Here is a 17772-nt window from a genome sequence, read left to right on the forward strand (position 1 = left end):
TCGCCGCTGTCTGGTCCGGTGGCCAGCGGCCCGCAGAGCAGATTTGCCTCGGACATCTCAGCCGGGTTTCCGGGCTGGGCGGGCAAGTCTCAAGCTGAAGAAGGTAACCTCATGGAGCGTCAACAAGGCGGAGAGCGTCGCATCCGATGGCAAGGGCATCCGGAAAATGACTGAAGCCTCAAAGCGCTGTGCAATCGCAATTGTCGAAGAACCACATGGCGACGCGCTGACCATGCTCCCGATCACGCGGCACTCGCGATCAAGGGAGGGTTGATATGCCCACGACAACCCGTCTTTACAGAGGCTACTCCGACGCCATGCGCGCCATCGAACATCTTGAGACACTTGCACGGCCCGCAATTGAACCGTCGATCCTGGGCGGCGAGTCGCTGCGCGACTATCGCGACATGCGAAAAGAGCGCGATACCGTCACCGGAGAAGTGGTCCAATTGCCGGAGCCTGCTCCTGCGACTGCAGCCGGCGGCGTGCTGGGCGCAGCGGTAGGTGGCAGCGCCGGTCTTCTTGCGGGGCTTGGGCTCATCGCCATTCCCGGCCTTGGTCCGGTCGCAGCCGCCGGATGGTTCGCAACAGCAGTGACCGCCGCGGCAGGTGGAGCGCTTGCAGGTGCATCCATCGGAGCGCTGATCGACCTTGGCATTCCTGAGGATGATGCTGACCTTTACCGCGAGGTTTTCCAGCGGGGCGGTGTCGCCGTCTCGGTGCGTTTCTCGGAGGAGTATCGGCAGATCGTCGAAGAGGCTCTCTCCGCGACGGACGCCATTCCGCTTCCCGAACTGCGCCGACAGCTTCAGGCGGAGAAGTGGCGCCTCTGATCTGCGCATGCGCCAGCTTGAAACCAACAGCGGCTTTCTCCGTTGCCTCTTTTGACTGCCACTACAATTTCTCGCACGGGAGAGAATGTCATGGACCAGACAGGACAGCCGGACACGGTCCCATGGTGCGGTCCTGCACCTGATCCATCTGCGCTTCTGGGAAGCTGGAACTTCCATCCGCTGCTCGTCGCGACGTTGATGGCCGTGCTGATCTTGGGCATGGTGCGGGCAGAGAGCCGGGCGATTTTCTCTCTTGCGTGGATCGCGCTCTTCATTGCCTTCGTCTCACCGCTATGCGCGCTGACCACGGCATTGTTCAGCGCGAGGGCGCTTCACCATCTGGTGCTTGTCAGCCTTGTTGCGCCCATGCTTGCGCTCAGCCTGCCGCTGCGCGGATTAGGCGGATCCGGGATGCTGGCTCCAATGTCGCTGCTGCTCACCGCTATCGCATTGCTGCTGTGGCATATCCCTGCGGTCTACACGGCGGCTTGGGACAGCACTCTGATATACTGGGTGATGCAATTCGCATTGCTGCTGCCGGCCTGGGCCTTCTGGTCCGCGGTGTTTACTCTGCATGACCGCGACGCCGGCAGCGTTCTGGTCAATGCGGCTCTCGTCGGGTCGCTTGCTGGTGTGATGGGGCTGATCGGGGCGGTTCTGACCTTTTCAAACCGGCTACTCTATGCCGAACACATCGCCGGTCCTCTCGCCTGGGGGATGGAGCCGCTGGCGGATCAGCAAACCGCCGGGCTGATCATGTGGGTACCGGGCCTTGCTCCACTGGCGCTGGTCGCGGCGCTCATGGCAAGGCGCGCGTGGCGACTGGGGGAGGCCGCATGATCCCCGCGCTAAAATTCCTCCATATCGCCGCACTCGCCTGCTGGTGTGCCGCCCTGATCGCGCTGCCGCTCCTGATGCGCGCCCATGGCGGGGCGATGAGCCAGCGCCAATATGCCCGTTTCCGCCTGATCACCCATATCGGCTATATCGGCTTTGCGACCCCGGCCGCAGTAGTGACGATCATGGCCGGCACCGGATTGATCTTCGCCGCTCAGGTCTTCGAGCCGTGGCTACTGGTGAAACTGGCCTTTGTGGCCGCCATGGTGATGGTTCATGTCTGGTTCGGCCATCTTATCCAGCGTTCGGGGGAGGAGCGGCGCAGCCATTGGCACATCGCGCCGCTGGCAGGGCTTGTGCTCCTACTGCCCCTGATTGCCGCCGTTCTGGCCCTGGTGCTGGGCAAACCCGACCTCGCACCGATCCGTGCGCTGATACCCGATCAGTTCCTGTCTCCGCGCGGGGGGGGCATCATGATCATTTTGCGTCCCGAGCCCGTAGTCGAACACCAGTTTGCCGCCATGCCAGCCGGTCATCGCGGTCATGCCTGCGGCAAGGAGCGAGGTGAGGAACCCCCACGGCAGGACCGCCGCTGCGGGATCACCCAGCCGCATCCCCCAATTCGCCCCCAGCACCGACAGGAGCATCACCGCGAGGATGAAATGCGTCCAGCTGGCGGCACGAATTCGGATACCGGGCACCAACAGAAGTTCGGCCGTCCCGGCAAGCCCGGCAAGGATGCCCATCAGGAAGCCGCCCCCCGCCGCCCACAGCGCGGCGCGGGGCCAGAACAGATCACCTGTCCACCAGTAAAGCGCATCCGCACAAAGCGTGCTGACACAAAGGGCGATCGGGAAAGTCACCAGCATGGCATGGATTGGATGGCCCGCGACCGCAATCTTCGATTCCTTGCGGTGAAAGCTGCGATGCTCGTGGATCGGGTCGCGAAGCCTGCGGCGGGATCTTCTGGCTTGTGCCATCTGCGCCTTTCCTTCTGGATACCAAACGGAAAACTTGCGGCGACGCTGATGGTTCCGGCCCTTGCCGGATGTAGCGGGCCACTTTCGACCCTTGCGCCGCAGGGGCCAGCAGCTGCGGATATCGCGCTGCTCTGGTGGGCGATGCTGGCCGGGGCGGCGCTGATCACGATTCTGGTGTTGGCACTGATCTGGCTCGGCTTTACGCGCCGGGGTGCCGCGGCGCCTGGCGAGACGTTCTGGATCAAAGGCATGGGCCTCGGTTTCAGCTTCATCGTTCTGACCCTGGTCGTTGGCGCCGGTATCTGGGTCGGCGAGAGGATCCAACCCCACCCGGCCTCGGATGTTGTAAGGGTCGAGGCGATCGCCCGGCAATGGAGCTGGCGTTTCGGCCAGCCCGGGCCAGAGGGCGACATGATCTGGACAGAAGGGCGGCTGCATATTCCCGCCGGAACGCCGGTCGATGTCGTGATCCGTTCAGAGGATGTCATCCACGCCTTCTGGGTGCCGCGGTTGGCAGGCAAGATGGATGCCCTGCCCGGTCGCGACAACCTGTTGCGGATCGAGGCATCAAAGCCCGGTCTCTATCACGGAACCTCGGCAGAATTTTCGGGCATCGGATATGCCGGGATGCGGTTCGAGGTGCTGGCCTATGATCCGGCCTCCCCGCCCGCTTTCACCGATCTCAGGAAAAGCGAGGCTCAATGATCCCGCCCAACCCACCACAACGCGCCCTGCGCCTGCATCGCGAGCTCGACCACATCTGGGGGCGACCAGCCGGATGGCGCGGCATTCTCACCTCGGTCAATCACAGCGAGCTTGGCCTGCGGTTCATGGTCACGGCCTTTGTTTTCTTCGCCATTGCGGGCTGTCTTGCGATGCTGATCCGCGCGCAGTTGGCGACACCCGGCGGGGCGTTTCTGGATACCGCGCTCTATAATCAGTTCTTCACCATGCATGGCAGCCTGATGATGTTTCTCTTCGCCATTCCAATGCTGGAAGGGCTGGGGATGTATCTGCTGCCGAAAATGCTCGGATCACGGGATCTGGCCTTTCCGCGCCTCTCGGCCTTTGGCTGGTGGTGCTATCTGTTCGGCGGGCTGATCATCCTGTCCGCGCTGGTCGCAGGTGTGGCCCCGGACGGCGGCTGGTTCATGTATACGCCCTTGTCATCCAAGACCTACAGCCCCGGGATCAACGCCGATGTTTGGCTTCTGGGCGTGACCTTTGTCGAGATTTCCGCACTGGCGGCAGCGGTCGAGATCACAGTGACAATCCTGAGGATGCGCGCACCGGGCATGAAGCTCACGCAGATGCCGCTCTTCGCCTGGTATATGCTCGGGACCAGCGCGATGATGCTGGTGGGATTTCCACCGCTGATCCTCGCCTCGGTGCTGCTTGAGATCGAGCGCGCCTTTGGCTGGCCGTTTTTCGACGTGACACGCGGCGGCGATCCGCTTTTGTGGCAACATCTTTTCTGGCTGTTCGGCCATCCGGAGGTCTATATCATCTTCCTGCCCGCCGCCGGGGCGATCTCGACCATCCTTCCGGTGATGTGCCGCACAAAGATCATGGGCTACGGCGCGATTGTTGCGGCTGTGCTGGGGCTGGTGTTTCTGTCCTTCGGTCTCTGGGTACATCACATGTTCACCGTGGGCATCCCGCATATGGCGCTGGCATTCTTCTCAGCGGCCTCGGCGCTGGTGGCGGTGCCAACCGCAGTGCAGATCTTCGCCTGGATCGGCACGATCTGGCAGGGGCGGCCCCGGATGCGGCTGCCGATGCTGCACCTGATGGGGTTCTTCTCGACCTTTGTGATGGGGGGACTGACCGGCGTCATGCTGGCCATCGTGCCTTTCAACTGGCAGGCGCATGACACCGCTTTTGTCACCGCGCATCTGCACTACGTCCTCATCGGGGGTTTCGTGTTCCCGATGATGGCGGCTGCGGTCTACTGGATGCCGCTGTTCACCGGGCGGGCGGCGGTGCGCGGCCTTGGCCCAATTGCATTCTGGCTGATCCTGATCGGTTTTCACGGCACTTTCTTCATCATGCATCTGACCGGCCTCCTGGGCATGCCGCGCCGGATCGATGTCTATCCCGACAACCCCGAATGGATGTGGCCCAACCTTGTCAGTTCCTTCTTCGGCTTCGTGATGGCAGCCGGATTTGCCTTGTTCGCGCTGGACCTGATCCTGCAGGTACTCTTCGGTGCGAAATCGGGCCGCGACCCTTGGCAGACCACGGCTCTGCCCTCTCCCGCGTTGGAATGGGCCATGCAGATGCCAGCCCCGACCTATAATGTCGCCTCGCTGCCTATGCCCGGCCAAAGCATCCTGCAGCTTGCCCGGGGAGAGGGTCTTTTGCCCGGGGCTCCACGCCAGCGGCGCGAGACATTGGTGGTCGATACGACCAGTGGAGAACCCCACCATATCGCCATCCTGCCGGGCAACAGCACCCTTCCGATCCTGACCGCAGCCGTGATCGGCGTGTTTGTCCTGCTGATGTTGTCCGGGCTGTATCTTCTGGCGCCTGTCGGTCTGGCAGCCATCGTGATCATGGTGTGGCAGTGGCATCGCTTTATGGGCGCCCGCCTCAGTGAGCCTCAGTTCGAGGTTGCACCGGGATTCTGCCTGCCCGTGAACCACCACGTTCCGGACGGGCTGGCACGCACCGGGCTGACCTGTCTGCTGATTTCTAACGGAACCTTCTTCACCTGTTTCCTGTTCGCAGTCGGCTTCCTGTCTGTGGTCGCGCCGGGCTGGCCCGCGCCGAACAGCAGCATTGCAACCGCTCCAACAGCGGTGCTTGCGGCAGCGCTGATCCTGATCCTGATCGCTGCATCAGGGCTGGCCCGTTTTCCTCTCGCCAAAGGCGCCAGCGTCGCGCTGCCCTTGCTGCTGCTAGGGCTAGGGGTGACCGGCGGGCTGGCGATGCTGCTCGACGATCCGACCAGACACGCACGTGATGCGCTCCGCGCGGCGGGCCTCGGCTATGTTGCGCTGCATTGCACAATTGCGGCGCTTTTCGCGCTTTTGTGCCTGCGGCAGCGCCAGGATGGCCGGTTGGCCCAGGACCGTGTCGCCGCTTGGCCGATCTGGCGCACCTGGCAGGATTTCACCCTGGCGACAGCCCTACTCCTTGTCCAGCTGATAGCCGCGCAGGAGGTCCTGACATGAGTTGGCCATTTCGCGCCCTGCTCGGCCCAACGCTCTGGGCCGTCGCTTTCTCGATGATCTATGCGGCCCACGGCCTCGGTTGCGCCCGGGGCTGGCCCGCACGCACAGCTCCCATCGGTGACCTGCATCATTTCACCCTGATCATCCTTTGGCTGGCAGCGCTGGCGGCGGCAGGTGCAATTCTCTGGCACGCGCCGCGCGGCGATGGCCTGAGCGACAGGATTATCCAGGCGGGAAGCTGGATCGGCTTGATAGCGACAATCCTCACTCTCTTCCCGGTCCTTGGCCTGACCACCTGCGGCGCGTGGCCTTAGAGCTGTACCGCGGGCAGCATCTCAAGTTCATGCAACGTGAGCGGGGTGACAAGCATGATCGCTCCGTTCTCCTCACGCCCGATCTGCATATCTCCGGCAACCAGTTCGATGGTCTTCCCGTCCAGACAGAGCATACCTCCCATGTCGACGAATATGGTGGCCGTGTTGCCGGTGCCAAGAACATCGCTCACGCAGCCAATTGCTTCGTTGCGCGAAGCGAAGACATGTTTGCCAACCAGCAGGGCGCGGCTGATCTCGGGCGGTTGCAAGGGCGTCATCATTCCTCGCCCTCGATGCTGTCCGGCAAACCCTCATGCGACGTGGAGGCAAGTTCTTCCAACTCTGCCTCGGTCATGCTGTCGAACATCTCTCTCGAGGCACCGACCAGGTCCTTTCGTGCCGTCTCGCCCCGTTTTGCCGACAGGGCGGCACCGGCGGCCTTTTGCTGGGCTTTCGATTTCGCAGGCATATCTGGCTCCTTTCCCTCAGTGATCCTCATCCGTGGCGATCCCGTCGCCATTTGCCGCGATGCGTCGTGACACGTGCCGCAACAGCCACAGCACCAGGATCGCAAGCACTGTCGCCATGATCGCAAGCGGCAGGAGACCGCTGCCACAGGCCAACCCGATTGCGCCCGCCATCCACATGCCGGCGCCGGTCGTCAGCCCTGTTACCTTGCCGCCCGAGGTGATGATCGACCCCGCCGCAAGGAAGGCTACCCCGGCCGTCACTGCCTCGATCAATCGTAGCGGATCGGTCTGGATCTGGCTCGCCCCACTGAACTCCCGCGCCATGATCTCGGCGGCAATTATCGTGAAAAGACAGGCCGCCATAGAAACGATCATATGCGTGCGCAGCCCCGCAGCACTGGCATGGAGTTCACGCTCTACACCGATGGCCGCGCCGAGAAGCGCGGCAAAGATCAGACGCAGCAAAGCTGCTTCTGCGCTGACCGCCACGAAGGGATCGCGAAATTCGGCGCTCAGGAGCGTGACAAAATTGTCTATCATGTATCCTCACGTGAGCCCCTGCGCCTCACCTCCGGCGATGTTCCTATGCACCGGCGCACCGGTAGGAGGCAGCAGGGCTTCAGCTGCAAAACCTTCGGGTCTTCCACCGGTTCCCATTCCCGAACAGAGGCAGCGAAAACTCACCAACCATTCGGCCCGTTCACGGCGCCGGCGCGCCGACATGCATCGGAAGAGAAATAGCGCGGAACAACCCGGAGGATTTTGGGTTTATCTCCCCGAAGATGCCGCTTCGCATGTCAACCGGGCGAAATGGTACGAAGAATGTGATGGTTTTCCCGGTTTCCCATCGCGGCCAACGCATAGGCAGGCGAGCTTCTGTCCCATTTGCTCCGGCATCTTCACTGCCTTTCCGTGCCGGAGAGTGCTGTACGCCAAAATCGCAACATCCAGAGGAGGAATTTCATGGACCACAGCAAACATACGCCCTTGACCCATCAGGATCTGACCGAGGCAGTCCTGACCAATGCTCCAATCTATGGCGCTGATGACCGAAAAGTCGGTACGATCTCGCATGTGCATGGCAGCGGCCCGCTCACCGAGGTGGTCGTTGATGTTGGCGGTTTTCTGGGTATCGGCACCAAGCCGGTGCTCCTGAGCGTCGACCAGTTGAACCTGATGCGGGATGAGAACGGCGAAGTTCATGGCAAAACAGCCTGGACCAAGGAACAGTTGAAAGAGTTGCCCGAACATCGGCACTGAAATCTGCTTCCCGGCATTCCGTCTTTGCCCAAGCTGCCAGTTTCCCCGTCTTGAAAAAAGTTGAGGTATGAAGGCGCCTGCTGCGGCAGGCGCCTCAAGACGCTTGCGACTCATCAGTTTATTCCAACTCGTCGATGTTCAGGACCTGTCGAGCTTGGACCATGCTTGTCCTGAAGCTCGGCACGGCAGAGATAACGTCAATCGTGATGGAATGATCTGATCCATGTCGCTTTACATCCGGACAGGCAGGTGCTCTGCCCGGCTTGCGCAATATGGCTTCCTCACCAGAGCGCCTCGCCAAGTAATCTTGCCATCCAGACCAATGCACCAAGACAGAGTGCGGCCAGAAGAAGCAGTGCCCCATCTCTGGTCAGCATGGCCGCCGCAACAAGAGCAATGAACCCCGAGGCCACAGTGCCGCTGCCTGGCACCAACTCCATGAATGGCATGATGAGGGTGAGGGCCAGGATCAGGAAAAGCCAGACATAAAGGCAGGGCTTCTCGGTCAGAAAGCTCAGTCGTGGCCGCAGAACATGATCCACAACGGTGATCGGTTTGCGCAACCAGGAAACCGCCGACCGCAGACGCTCGCCTCCGATTTCGCGATCAGACACCATAGCTGGCAACCAGACATGACCTCGCCCGGCGATCATCTGTGTCACAAGCAGGAATTCCAACACCGCGACTATCGACGTCACACCGGGTACGATGCTGGCCGGGGACACGGCGATCAGTGCGAAAACCAGCATAAGACTTGCGAAGGAGCGTGCACCCGTGGCCTCGACCACCGATCCGATGCTGACAGTCTCCGACTCGCCCGCCTTGTCAAGCTGATCCAGCACCGCGCTCAGCACATCATGATTTTCCGGCATATCGCGGTCAGCCCCCTTCTCTTCCGAGTTGGTGAAACTCTTTCACGATGGGCCTGTTCCAGAATTGCCGGAACAATCCGCGCTGCACCCGGTTCAGAGTTCCCAGTGCATCCCGGATGCCGCTTCCAGCCCAGTTCATAGCCAGGGAAACGACATGACCGCCCCGCCACATGCCCCCCCGCCAGATCTTGCACTTCGCAATCCCGACGCAGTTCACCCCGCAAATCATCCTGATCGCCGCCAGTTCCTCAGGGTTTCCGCCGCCGCCCTTGCCGCTGCAGGGTTCTGGCCTTCGGACATGGCGGATGCGCAGAGCCTACCTCCATTGAACGAATATCCCCGGGTATTCTTCGACGATGCCGAATGGGGCTTCGTCCTCGCGGCAGTTGGCCGACTGATCCCCTCTGGCGGCAGCGGACCGGGTGCGATCGAAGCAAGAGTGCCTGTTTTCATCGACCGCCAACTGGCGGGCGAATATGGATCCGCCACGGATTGGTACATGGAGGGCCCGCATCAACCCGATGCCGCACCCGAACTCGGCTGGCAATCGCCGCTGTCACCCTCAGCGATTTACCGCGAGGCGATTCCGCTTTTTGACGCCTGGTGTGTCGCCCGCCATGGTGGAATCTTCACTGACCTAGCAGAGGAGGCGCAGGATGAAGCCCTGGCCGCACTGGAGGACGGCGAGGTTTCCCTGCCACCGGAGTTGCGCGATTTCTTCGACATCCTGCTGGCCAATACCAAGGAGGGCTATTTGTCGGACCCTATGCATGGCGGCAATCACGGCATGGCCGCCTGGGTCCATATCGGCTTTCCCGGCGCGCGGGCGCATTACAAGGAATGGGTGGGCCAGCACAACATCCCCTACCCGCTCGGACCGGTTTCGGTCTCGGGCAAGAGGGCCTGAGCGATGGCAAGACAGGATCCGAAAAAAGACGTCGTGATCGTTGGCCTCGGCTGGACCGGGGCGATCATGGGAATGGAACTGGCGAAGGAGGGGCTGGAAATCCTTGCGCTGGAGCGTGGCCCAGACCGCCGAACCGTGCCGGAATTGAAATACCCCGAGATGATCGACGAACTCTCGCAGGGCGAACGGCACAAGCTGATGCTGCGCCCGTCGCAATCGACCATCACCATCCGCCGCGATCTAACCGAGACCGCGCTGCCCATGCGCAAATGGGGATCATTCCTGCTGGGCAATGGTGTTGGAGGTTCAGGCGTTCACTGGAACGGCCAGAACTTTCGGCCACAACCGGTCGAAATGGCGCTTCGCAGCTATGTTACTGATCGCTGGGGCGAAGGGATCATTCCTGAGGACATGACCATCGGCGACTATCCCGTCACCTATGACGAACTGGAGCCATTTTTTGACCGTTTCGAGCATGTGGCGGGGATCTCCGGCACCGCCGGAAATGTGAATGGCGAGATCCGGGAAGGCGGCAATCCGTTCGAGGGCCCGCGCTCGCGCGAATATCCCATGCCCGCCCTGCCCATGACATACAACGGCGCGAAATTCGCCGAGGCAGCGCGCGCCATGGGCTATCATCCGTTCCCGCGCCCGGGCGGAAACGCCTCCACCTCCTACGTCAACGAATACGGGATGCAGATGGGAGCCTGCAATTTCTGCGGCTTTTGCGAACGCTATGGCTGTTACCAATATTCGAAATCCTCGCCCCAGACGACGATCCTCGCAGCCCTCTTCCGCAAGCCGAATTTCAGCTACCGCACCGGGGCCGAGGTCTTACGGGTCAAGATGGCGCCGGACGGCCAAACCGCAACCGGCGTGACATATTTCGATGAGGAGACCGACGAAGAGGTGTTCCAGCCCGCCGATATCGTCATCCTTGCGGCCTATCAGATCGAGAATGTCCGGCTGATGCTGATCTCCGGCATCGGCCAGCCCTATGACCCGGCCACCGGCGAAGGCGTGACGGGCAAGAATTACGGCTATCAGATCACCGGCTCCACCTCGATGTTCTTCAGGGATGAGCATTTCAATCCATTTGTCGGATCCGGCATCAATGGCGTCTGCATCGACGATTTCGGCATGAATGCCATTGACTTCGGGGCCGAGGGATTCATTGGCGGTGCCTATATCTCGTCTGCTCAGACTAATGGCCAGCCGATCCGCTCGATGCCCCTGCCCGAAGATACGCCCGAATGGGGCGCGGCCTGGAAAGCGGCCATCGCCGAATGGTACGGCCATGAAATGAGCATCTCGCATCACGGCTCGGTCATGTCCTACCGGGGCCATTACTGCGATCTGGATCCGACCTACAAAGACCGTCATGGCCGCCCATTGATGCGGATCACCTTTGACTGGCATCCCAACGAACTGCGGCTGAATGCCTTTCTGCAGGACAAGATAGAGGCGCTGGCGCGCTCCATGCAGCCCGATCTGATGAAATCCAGCTACAAGGATTCCGACAGCCGCTATGATGTGCGGCCCTATCAGACCACCCATAATACCGGCGGCGCGATCATGTCGGAGACGCAAGAGGGCGGCCCGCTGAACCGTTATCTCCAAGCCTGGGACAAGCACAATGTCTTTGTTACCGGCGCCGGGGCCTTCGTGCAGAACACGCAGTATAACCCGACGGGCCTCGTGGGCGGTCTGGCTTACTGGGCTGCCGACGCAATCCGGCGCCAGTATCTGCGCAATCCCGGCCCGCTGGTCTGAGGGGGATGAGATGAAACCCTTTCTGCGCATCCTCGCGGCTCTGGCATTGGCCGCAATCCTTTTCGTAGCGGGTCTGATCTGGATCCCGGTCAGCCGCACCCCTCCATCCGAGGCAATACCAGCCAACTGGCCCCCCGAACCCGGCGCAGGCGAATATGCGATGCGGGCAGGCGACTGCATGGCCTGCCATACGGCCGAGGGCGGTGCGGAGTTCGCAGGCGGGAGAGCGATTCACAGCCCGCTCGGCACGATCTATACCGCGAATATCACCCCCGACCCGGAAACCGGCATCGGCGGCTGGAGCCTTGATCAGTTTCGTGCCGCTCTGGTCGACGGGCTCAGCGCCGATGGGACACATCTGTATCCCGCCATGCCGTATGAGAACTACCGCCTGCTGTCTGAGCGGGACATCCGCGCACTTTACAGCTATTTCATGGAAGAGGTGCAGCCGGTCCGCAATGACGTACCCGCGCCCGATCTGCCCTTTCCCTTCAACCAGCGTTGGGGCATCCGCGCGCTGAACTGGCTGATCCTGAACCACGACAGCGGTTTTGAGCCAATGATGGACGATCCGGTGCTGGATCGCGGTCAGTATCTGGTCGAAGGACCGGGCCACTGCGCTGCCTGCCACAGCCCGCGCACGGCCTGGATGGGTCAGGACGGGATCACCTACGATGAGCCCGCCTTCCTGACCGGCGGCCATATCGATGGCCAGGACGCGCCCGTCCTCAGAGGGCCGGGAAGTGTGGTCCGCGACTGGCCCATCAGCGAGCTGACAGCCTTCCTCGCCACGGGGCGCAATTTCGCTGCGACTGCCAATGGCGAGATGGGTCTCGTGGTTGAACATTCGCTGCAGTATCTCACCGATGCGGATATCATCTCCATGGCCCGCTTTCTGAAGGCACTTAACGGCCAGCCGCATGACCCGCCGGAGGCGGCAGTGCCCCAGGGCTCGGCTGCCCGGCCCGCCCCGGAAGCGGATACCCGCGGAGAGGCCACAGCCCGGATGCTGACCGAAGCCTCTCCCGACATGCCGCTGGGAGCAAGAGTCTTCATGGACAATTGCGCGCAATGCCATTTCGTCACCGGGCGCGGCTCGCCCGAAATCTTCCCGGCGCTGCAAGGCAATACGCTGGTCCTGTCCGACGAGATCACGCCTCTTGTCTCGATCATCCTTTGGGGAGCGACGGTTGAGGGAACCAATCAGCGACCGATGCCCCTGGTGATGCAGGGCTATGAGGCACGACTGAGCGACAGTGACATTGCCGAATTGACCAGCTTCCTCCGGCAGGCCTGGGGCAATGATGCCGCCCCGATATCGCAGGAAGAGGTCATCAATATCCGTGAGCACGGGCCGACTGATACGCAAAAGGGCGCCCAAGCCCGCGCGGATTGACGGGTTCCAGGCAATAGCAGGAACAAGGCGGCAATCGGCAGGTTTCTCAGGCTCACCCCACATGAGGAGAGAACCATGAAAACGCTTACGCTCAGCCTTCTTTGCGGGGCGCTTGCCCTTCCGGCTTCCGCTTTTGCGCAAGAGCCTCCGTCACGGGAAGCCCGGACGACCTTCGTCAACCTGGAAGGCGTTCAGACGGGCACCGCGACCCTGACCGAAACACGCGGCGGCGTGCTGATCGACCTGGACCTCGGTGCGCTCCCGGCAAATGCCTGGCTGGGGTTCCATATCCACGAGACGGGCACCTGCGATCCCCACTCCGCGCATGAAACAGCTGGCGGTCATTTCAATCCCACCAATGCAGAACATGGTGTTCTGTCTGAAACCGGCCCGCACGCGGGCGATATGCCGAACATCCATACCGATGCTGATGGCTTCGCCCGGGTGCAGGTTCTCAACCCGCATGTGACCCTCGGGGAAGGTGACACCTCCATCCGGGGCCGGGCACTCATGGTTCATGCCGGGGCCGACGATCATCGCAGTCAGCCCAGCGGAAATGCGGGAGACCGGCTGGCCTGTGCCGTCATCGACTAGGCATGGGCGGCGGTCAGGAACAAACCACACATCCCATGGTTCAACGAACGCGCGCAGAGATCATCAGCGCGGTGGCTCAGACACCGGCCTTGACCGGAAATCACCAGGAGGAAAGACAGATGGCAAATCGGCGCTATGGCGAGAGCCAGGACGACCAACGCAACCAGGCCCGTTACGAGCGGGACGGCGGCGGCCGCGACGACAGCACCACATCCTGGCGCCCGCGCGCATATGATCAGCCGCGCGCACGCGAGGAGGACGCAGAAGCTCGTTTCCGTGCGGGCTCGCAATGGGATCAGGATCGGCGTGACGACGAGAGGGCACCGGGGCGGGCGCATGACGATTACGGACGTGGGGATTACCGACGCCAGGACTATGGGCGTCGGGACTACGAACGTCACGACTACGGGCAACAAGACGATGGCAATGCCTTCGGGTTCGCCCGGCATGAGCGCAGCTATGATGACGAGGGCCGGAGCCGGCGTGATGCGTCTCGCCGTGATCGTGATTATGAGGGCGGCTTTCGGGAAACCGCGGGCTATCCCCCCTATGCCGCAGGCTTCCCGCCGCGGGCCTATGATCCCGGAATGTACACGGCGTTCCAGGGTCAGGGGCGGGATGATCCGCTTTCGAGGGGATTTCGCGGTCATGGCCCGAAGGACTACAAGCGCAGCGATGAGCGGATCCGCGAAGACGTATGTGATCGGCTGGCAGATGCCGATTCCGTAGATGCTCGCGGCATCTCGGTCGAGGTGGCCAATGGAGAGGTTACGCTCAGCGGACATGTGTCGTCCCGCCAGGCCAAGCGTGCCGCCGAGGATGCCGTCGAGAATTGTTCGGGAATCCAGCATGTCCAGAACAACCTTCGTATTCGCGAAAATGACGAGGAAAGCCCGGCTGGAAACACCGGCACGGGCGCCGAGACCGGAAAGCCTCGTCCCAAAGCGAGCTGATCTCCCGCAGAATCTGCCGGGACAGCCAGTGCGACCCGCCGAAAGGCGGGTCGCAGACACCCTGGAAGCACAGGCCTTCCGATGATCCAGAGGGTACGGTCGCCACCTTGCTGCCCCAGAAAGACACGTCGGAATGGGAAGTCCCCTGATGAGGTTCCATTCTGAGGCTGAAGCAGCTGACAACGGATCGTTTATCGCCCTGCCCTTTCGGGAATAGGGCTCTTCACATGTGACCGGCCTTGCGGTGCGCAAACGTACACCGCAAGGCGGACCGACGCCTACTCCGTCGTCAGCTCATCGGGTGTATTGGGGACAGGAGGGCTTTCCCGGATGGTCGGCGGGCTGGTCGGGCTTTCGTTGACGCCTGGTTGAGCACCGGGCTCGATCACCTCTGCAGGGATGGTTGACTGTGCCGGTTCATTGACTGTTCCGGCGTCAATACCCGCAGGAGATCGTGGATCGGATTCAGCGACTTCTTCTCCCAGCCAGTAAAGAATTATCCCGACGCCAAACAGGGTGACGAGCGCCATTCCCAGCAACGGCGCCCAATGCCGCCTTTTTTGCTTCTCCAGGTTGGTTTGCGGCGCGGACATGACGAATTCCTTTCAGGTTCGGTCTGACAGGGCTTCAATCAGGGGCTTGCGGCTATTGTTCCCAGTAGAGTGCAGGTCAGCGAAAACTCGCGCCTCCACATAGCGGGAACAGTGGATGTCAAACCGGCACTGCGCCGGGCCCGTTTCTGGCCGGCAAGCGCGACCACGCATCGCACGGGAACAATTCATCGGAATGTCCGTTCTGAACCATGCCGAAAGAATCCCGGCAATATCATTGAGATGGTCGGGGCCATTTGGCGGAACGCCGATGAGGCACCGGCGAACCATCTGCGGACCAGACTCCTAGCCTCGGCTCAGACTGTCTCATGAGCACTCCCGCCAGGGCCGTTTCCGCGGCCGACACTGAACGACCGAAAGGAACCGCCCATGGCCCGGACGCTGACGGCCCTCGTTTTCGCCCTGATCGGGATCGCACTCGTTATCCCCGGGGTATGGCTCATATCGCTCGGCGGAAGCCCGGCCTACCTGCTAATCGGATCGGGCGTACTTGTCACGGCCATCTTGCTGTGGCGGGGTGTCGCCGTCGCTCTACCCTTCTACGCTCTGGTGCTGATCGGAACGATGATCTGGGCGCTTTGGGAGGTAGGCGCGGACTGGTACCAACTGGCACCGCGCGGCTGGTTGCTGGTCCTGCTGGGAATCTGGCTTTTCGTCCTTGAAAGGATCAAACCGGTCGCAGAGCGGAACGAAACCCGGCAGGGGACTGTCTTTGCCGGAGCGGTCCTGCTGAGCAGTGCTGCGGTTGCCCTCTGGTCGATGATGCATGATCCCAAGGATCTTTCGGGCCATCTGAGAGCAGATACCGTCAATCCCGACCCGTCGACCGGCGCGGGTTTCACCGATGCAGACTGGCAAGTCTACGGTCGTGGCGGTTACGGCCAACGCTATTCGCCGCTGGATCAGATCACACCGGGGAATATCGGTGAGTTGTCAGAAATCTGGCGCTACCAGACCGGTGATCTGCGCTTGCCCGAGGATGTGACCGAGACGACCTATCAGGTCACACCGCTCAAGGTCGGGGACCGGCTGTTCCTCTGCACGCCGCACAACCTTGCCATAGCCGTCGATGCTGCAACCGGCCGTGAGATCTGGCGCTATGACGCCCGCTCCGGCATGGAGCCGGATCGCCAGCACCAGACCTGTCGCGGCGTGACATACTGGGAGGATGATGCGGTCATCCCGGGCACCGCATGTGCCACGAGAGTCTATATGCCGACCGCGGACGCCCGCCTGATCGCCTTGGATGCGCAAAGCGGCCAGCGATGCGAGAGTTTTGGTGAGGGCGGCGAAATCTCGCTGCTGCCCGGCATGCCCTATCAGCCCGCGGGGTACTATTATTCCACCTCGCCGCCTGTTGCAGTGGACGACAAGCTGATCATCGGCGGCGCGGTGAATGACAACTTCTCGGTACAGTCGCCGTCAGGAGTGATCCGCGCCTATGACATCCGGTCGGGCACGCTGACCTGGAATTGGGATGCTGGCGATCCGGGCAATACCGCCCCCATCAATATCGCGGAGGGCGAGAGCTACTCCGCTAATTCCCCCAACAGCTGGTCGGTCTTTTCCTATGATGAGGCGCTTGGCCTCGTCTATATCCCGCTCGGGAACCAGGTTCCCGACCAGCTCGGGGCCGGGCGCAGCGTGGCGGTGGAGGAGAATTCCTCATCGGTTGTTGCGCTGGATATCGCAACAGGTCAACGCGTCTGGGTCTTCCAGACGGTTCATCATGACCTTTGGGACATGGATGTGCCGGCGCAGCCGGTGCTGATCGACCTTGATATGCCTGGGGGCCGGGTGCCCGCCCTGGTCCAGCCGACCAAGCAGGGCGATATCTACGTGCTTGACCGCCGGACCGGCAGCCCCGTGCTGCCGGTCGGCCAGCGCGCGGCACCCAGCGGCGCTATCCCCGGCGAATGGACCGCGCCCATACAGCCGGTCTCGGCACTTTCTTTCGAGCCGCCGATGTTGCGCGAGGCCGATATGTGGGGGGTAACGATCTTCGACCAGCTTGCCTGCCGCATCCGGTTCCATCAGTTGAACTATGAAGGCCGTTACACCCCGCCCTCGGTTGAGGGAAGCATCGTTCATCCCGGAAATTTCGGGGTTTTCAACTGGGGATCCGTTGCGGTCGATCCCGTCCGTCAGGTGATGTTCGGCATGCCCACCTATCTTCCTTTCACCGTGGAACTGGTCCCGGCCGCCGATATTCCGCCGAAGGGCGAAGATGAAAAAGCCTCCGAGCAGGGTCTAAATCGCAATGATGGTGCGGACTTTGGCGTCTTCATGGGGCCATTTCTCGGGCCGCTGGGCGTGCCCTGCTCCGCCCCGCCCTGGGGATTTGTGGCCGGCGCGGATCTGCGCAGCGGCGAAATCGTCTGGATGCACCGGAATGGCACGGTGAGGGATATGACGCCGCTGCCGCTGCCCTTTGAAACAGGGGTGCCGGGCATCGGCGGGCCGATCATCACCGGCGGGGGGGTGGCTTTCCTCGGTGCCACGGTCGATGACTATCTGCGCGGCTACGACCTTACCACGGGCGCCGAAATCTGGCGCGCGAGGCTGCCCGCCGGCGGTCAGGCGACACCCATGACCTATGCGATAGACGGGCGGCAATATGTGGTCATCGTGGCGGGAGGCCATGGTTCAGTCGGCACCAGAGCCGGGGATTACGTCATTGCCTATGCGCTTTCCGGTGATCACCCACCGCTGAACGAAGAAGAGCCCGATCAGCCGGAACAATCCTTCCCCACGCCGGTTCCTGAAGCTGAACCCGACCAACCTGCAATGGAGTGA

18 protein-coding genes are annotated in these 17772 nt (G+C 62.0%); 12 read left to right on the forward strand and 6 right to left on the reverse strand.

Going from position 1 to position 17772, the window contains the following annotated elements:
* Window positions 1–275: 275 nt before the first annotated feature.
* Together AC4FS3_RS22200 and AC4FS3_RS22205 are read left to right on the forward strand one after the other, a co-directional pair.
* Complete coding sequence (locus tag AC4FS3_RS22200; RefSeq protein ID WP_491022349.1) at window positions 276–833, forward strand: hypothetical protein; 558 nt, start codon at window positions 276–278, stop codon at window positions 831–833.
* Window positions 834–923: 90 nt separating this feature from the next.
* On the forward strand, window positions 924–1673 hold the full coding sequence (locus AC4FS3_RS22205; RefSeq protein WP_491022350.1) for a cytochrome c oxidase assembly protein: 750 nt from the start codon (window positions 924–926) through the stop codon (window positions 1671–1673).
* Window positions 1674–2032: 359 nt separating this feature from the next.
* Here the strand turns inward: AC4FS3_RS22205 and AC4FS3_RS22210 are convergent, their stop codons facing one another.
* Window positions 2033–3088, reverse strand: coding sequence for a DUF2231 domain-containing protein (locus tag AC4FS3_RS22210; RefSeq protein WP_491022351.1), 1056 nt, complete (start codon window positions 3086–3088; stop codon window positions 2033–2035).
* Here AC4FS3_RS22210 and AC4FS3_RS22215 point away from each other — a divergent pair.
* The 3 genes from AC4FS3_RS22215 to AC4FS3_RS22225 are packed head-to-tail and all read left to right on the forward strand — an operon-like array spanning window position 3062 to window position 6140.
* Window positions 3062–3355 (forward strand): hypothetical protein, encoded by a 294-nt coding sequence (locus AC4FS3_RS22215; protein WP_491022352.1) that lies wholly within the window; start codon window positions 3062–3064, stop codon window positions 3353–3355. The genes AC4FS3_RS22210 and AC4FS3_RS22215 overlap by 27 nt on opposite strands.
* Complete coding sequence (locus AC4FS3_RS22220) at window positions 3352–5826, forward strand: cytochrome c oxidase subunit I (RefSeq protein ID WP_491022353.1); 2475 nt, start codon at window positions 3352–3354, stop codon at window positions 5824–5826. Before AC4FS3_RS22215 ends, AC4FS3_RS22220 begins: the two co-directional genes overlap by 4 nt.
* Entirely contained in the window at window positions 5823–6140 is a 318-nt protein-coding gene (locus AC4FS3_RS22225) for a hypothetical protein (protein ID WP_491022354.1), read from the forward strand. Before AC4FS3_RS22220 ends, AC4FS3_RS22225 begins: the two co-directional genes overlap by 4 nt.
* On the opposite strand, the gene AC4FS3_RS22230 is transcribed toward AC4FS3_RS22225, so the two are convergent.
* The 3 genes from AC4FS3_RS22230 to AC4FS3_RS22240 are packed head-to-tail and all read right to left on the reverse strand — an operon-like array spanning window position 6137 to window position 7150.
* The gene (locus tag AC4FS3_RS22230) at window positions 6137–6421 is read right to left on the reverse strand and encodes a hypothetical protein (protein WP_491022355.1); all 285 of its coding nucleotides are present in this window, start codon (window positions 6419–6421) and stop codon (window positions 6137–6139) included. The genes AC4FS3_RS22225 and AC4FS3_RS22230 overlap by 4 nt on opposite strands.
* Window positions 6418–6609 (reverse strand): DUF3008 family protein, encoded by a 192-nt coding sequence (locus AC4FS3_RS22235; RefSeq protein ID WP_491022356.1) that lies wholly within the window; start codon window positions 6607–6609, stop codon window positions 6418–6420. Before AC4FS3_RS22235 ends, AC4FS3_RS22230 begins: the two co-directional genes overlap by 4 nt.
* 16 nt (window positions 6610–6625) lie before the next feature.
* Complete coding sequence (locus tag AC4FS3_RS22240; RefSeq protein ID WP_491022357.1) at window positions 6626–7150, reverse strand: MgtC/SapB family protein; 525 nt, start codon at window positions 7148–7150, stop codon at window positions 6626–6628.
* Window positions 7151–7573: 423 nt separating this feature from the next.
* Between AC4FS3_RS22240 and AC4FS3_RS22245 the strand changes: the two genes are divergently transcribed.
* Window positions 7574–7870, forward strand: coding sequence for a PRC-barrel domain-containing protein (locus AC4FS3_RS22245; RefSeq protein WP_491022358.1), 297 nt, complete (start codon window positions 7574–7576; stop codon window positions 7868–7870).
* Between the two features lie 281 nt (window positions 7871–8151).
* Here AC4FS3_RS22245 and AC4FS3_RS22250 read toward each other — a convergent pair whose 3' ends face one another.
* Window positions 8152–8742 carry an exopolysaccharide biosynthesis protein gene (locus AC4FS3_RS22250; protein ID WP_491022359.1) on the reverse strand — a complete coding sequence of 197 codons (591 nt, stop codon included), beginning with the start codon at window positions 8740–8742 and terminating at the stop codon, window positions 8152–8154.
* A 298-nt stretch (window positions 8743–9040) separates the two neighbouring features.
* On the opposite strand from AC4FS3_RS22250, the gene AC4FS3_RS22255 reads away from it, so the two are divergent.
* The 5 genes from AC4FS3_RS22255 to AC4FS3_RS22275 all read left to right on the forward strand — a co-directional run bounded on the left by AC4FS3_RS22255 (window position 9041) and on the right by AC4FS3_RS22275 (window position 14365).
* On the forward strand, window positions 9041–9649 hold the full coding sequence (locus tag AC4FS3_RS22255) for a gluconate 2-dehydrogenase subunit 3 family protein (protein WP_491022360.1): 609 nt from the start codon (window positions 9041–9043) through the stop codon (window positions 9647–9649).
* 3 nt (window positions 9650–9652) lie between these two features.
* Entirely contained in the window at window positions 9653–11422 is a 1770-nt protein-coding gene (locus AC4FS3_RS22260) for a GMC family oxidoreductase (protein WP_491022361.1), read from the forward strand.
* Window positions 11423–11432: 10 nt separating this feature from the next.
* Window positions 11433–12818 (forward strand): c-type cytochrome, encoded by a 1386-nt coding sequence (locus tag AC4FS3_RS22265; protein ID WP_491022362.1) that lies wholly within the window; start codon window positions 11433–11435, stop codon window positions 12816–12818.
* 75 nt (window positions 12819–12893) lie between these two features.
* The gene (locus tag AC4FS3_RS22270) at window positions 12894–13412 is read left to right on the forward strand and encodes a superoxide dismutase family protein (protein ID WP_491022363.1); all 519 of its coding nucleotides are present in this window, start codon (window positions 12894–12896) and stop codon (window positions 13410–13412) included.
* Between the two features lie 119 nt (window positions 13413–13531).
* A complete protein-coding gene (locus AC4FS3_RS22275; RefSeq protein ID WP_491022364.1) occupies window positions 13532–14365 on the forward strand; it encodes a BON domain-containing protein in 834 nt (277 codons plus the stop codon).
* Window positions 14366–14643: 278 nt separating this feature from the next.
* Here AC4FS3_RS22275 and AC4FS3_RS22280 read toward each other — a convergent pair whose 3' ends face one another.
* Window positions 14644–14958: a hypothetical protein gene (locus AC4FS3_RS22280; protein ID WP_491022365.1), complete on the reverse strand. Its 315-nt coding sequence runs from the start codon at window positions 14956–14958 to the stop codon at window positions 14644–14646.
* A 387-nt stretch (window positions 14959–15345) separates the two neighbouring features.
* On the opposite strand from AC4FS3_RS22280, the gene AC4FS3_RS22285 reads away from it, so the two are divergent.
* On the forward strand, window positions 15346–17772 hold the full coding sequence (locus AC4FS3_RS22285) for a membrane-bound PQQ-dependent dehydrogenase, glucose/quinate/shikimate family (protein ID WP_491022366.1): 2427 nt from the start codon (window positions 15346–15348) through the stop codon (window positions 17770–17772).

It is taken from the genome of Pseudogemmobacter sp. TB195, from assembly GCF_058313095.1.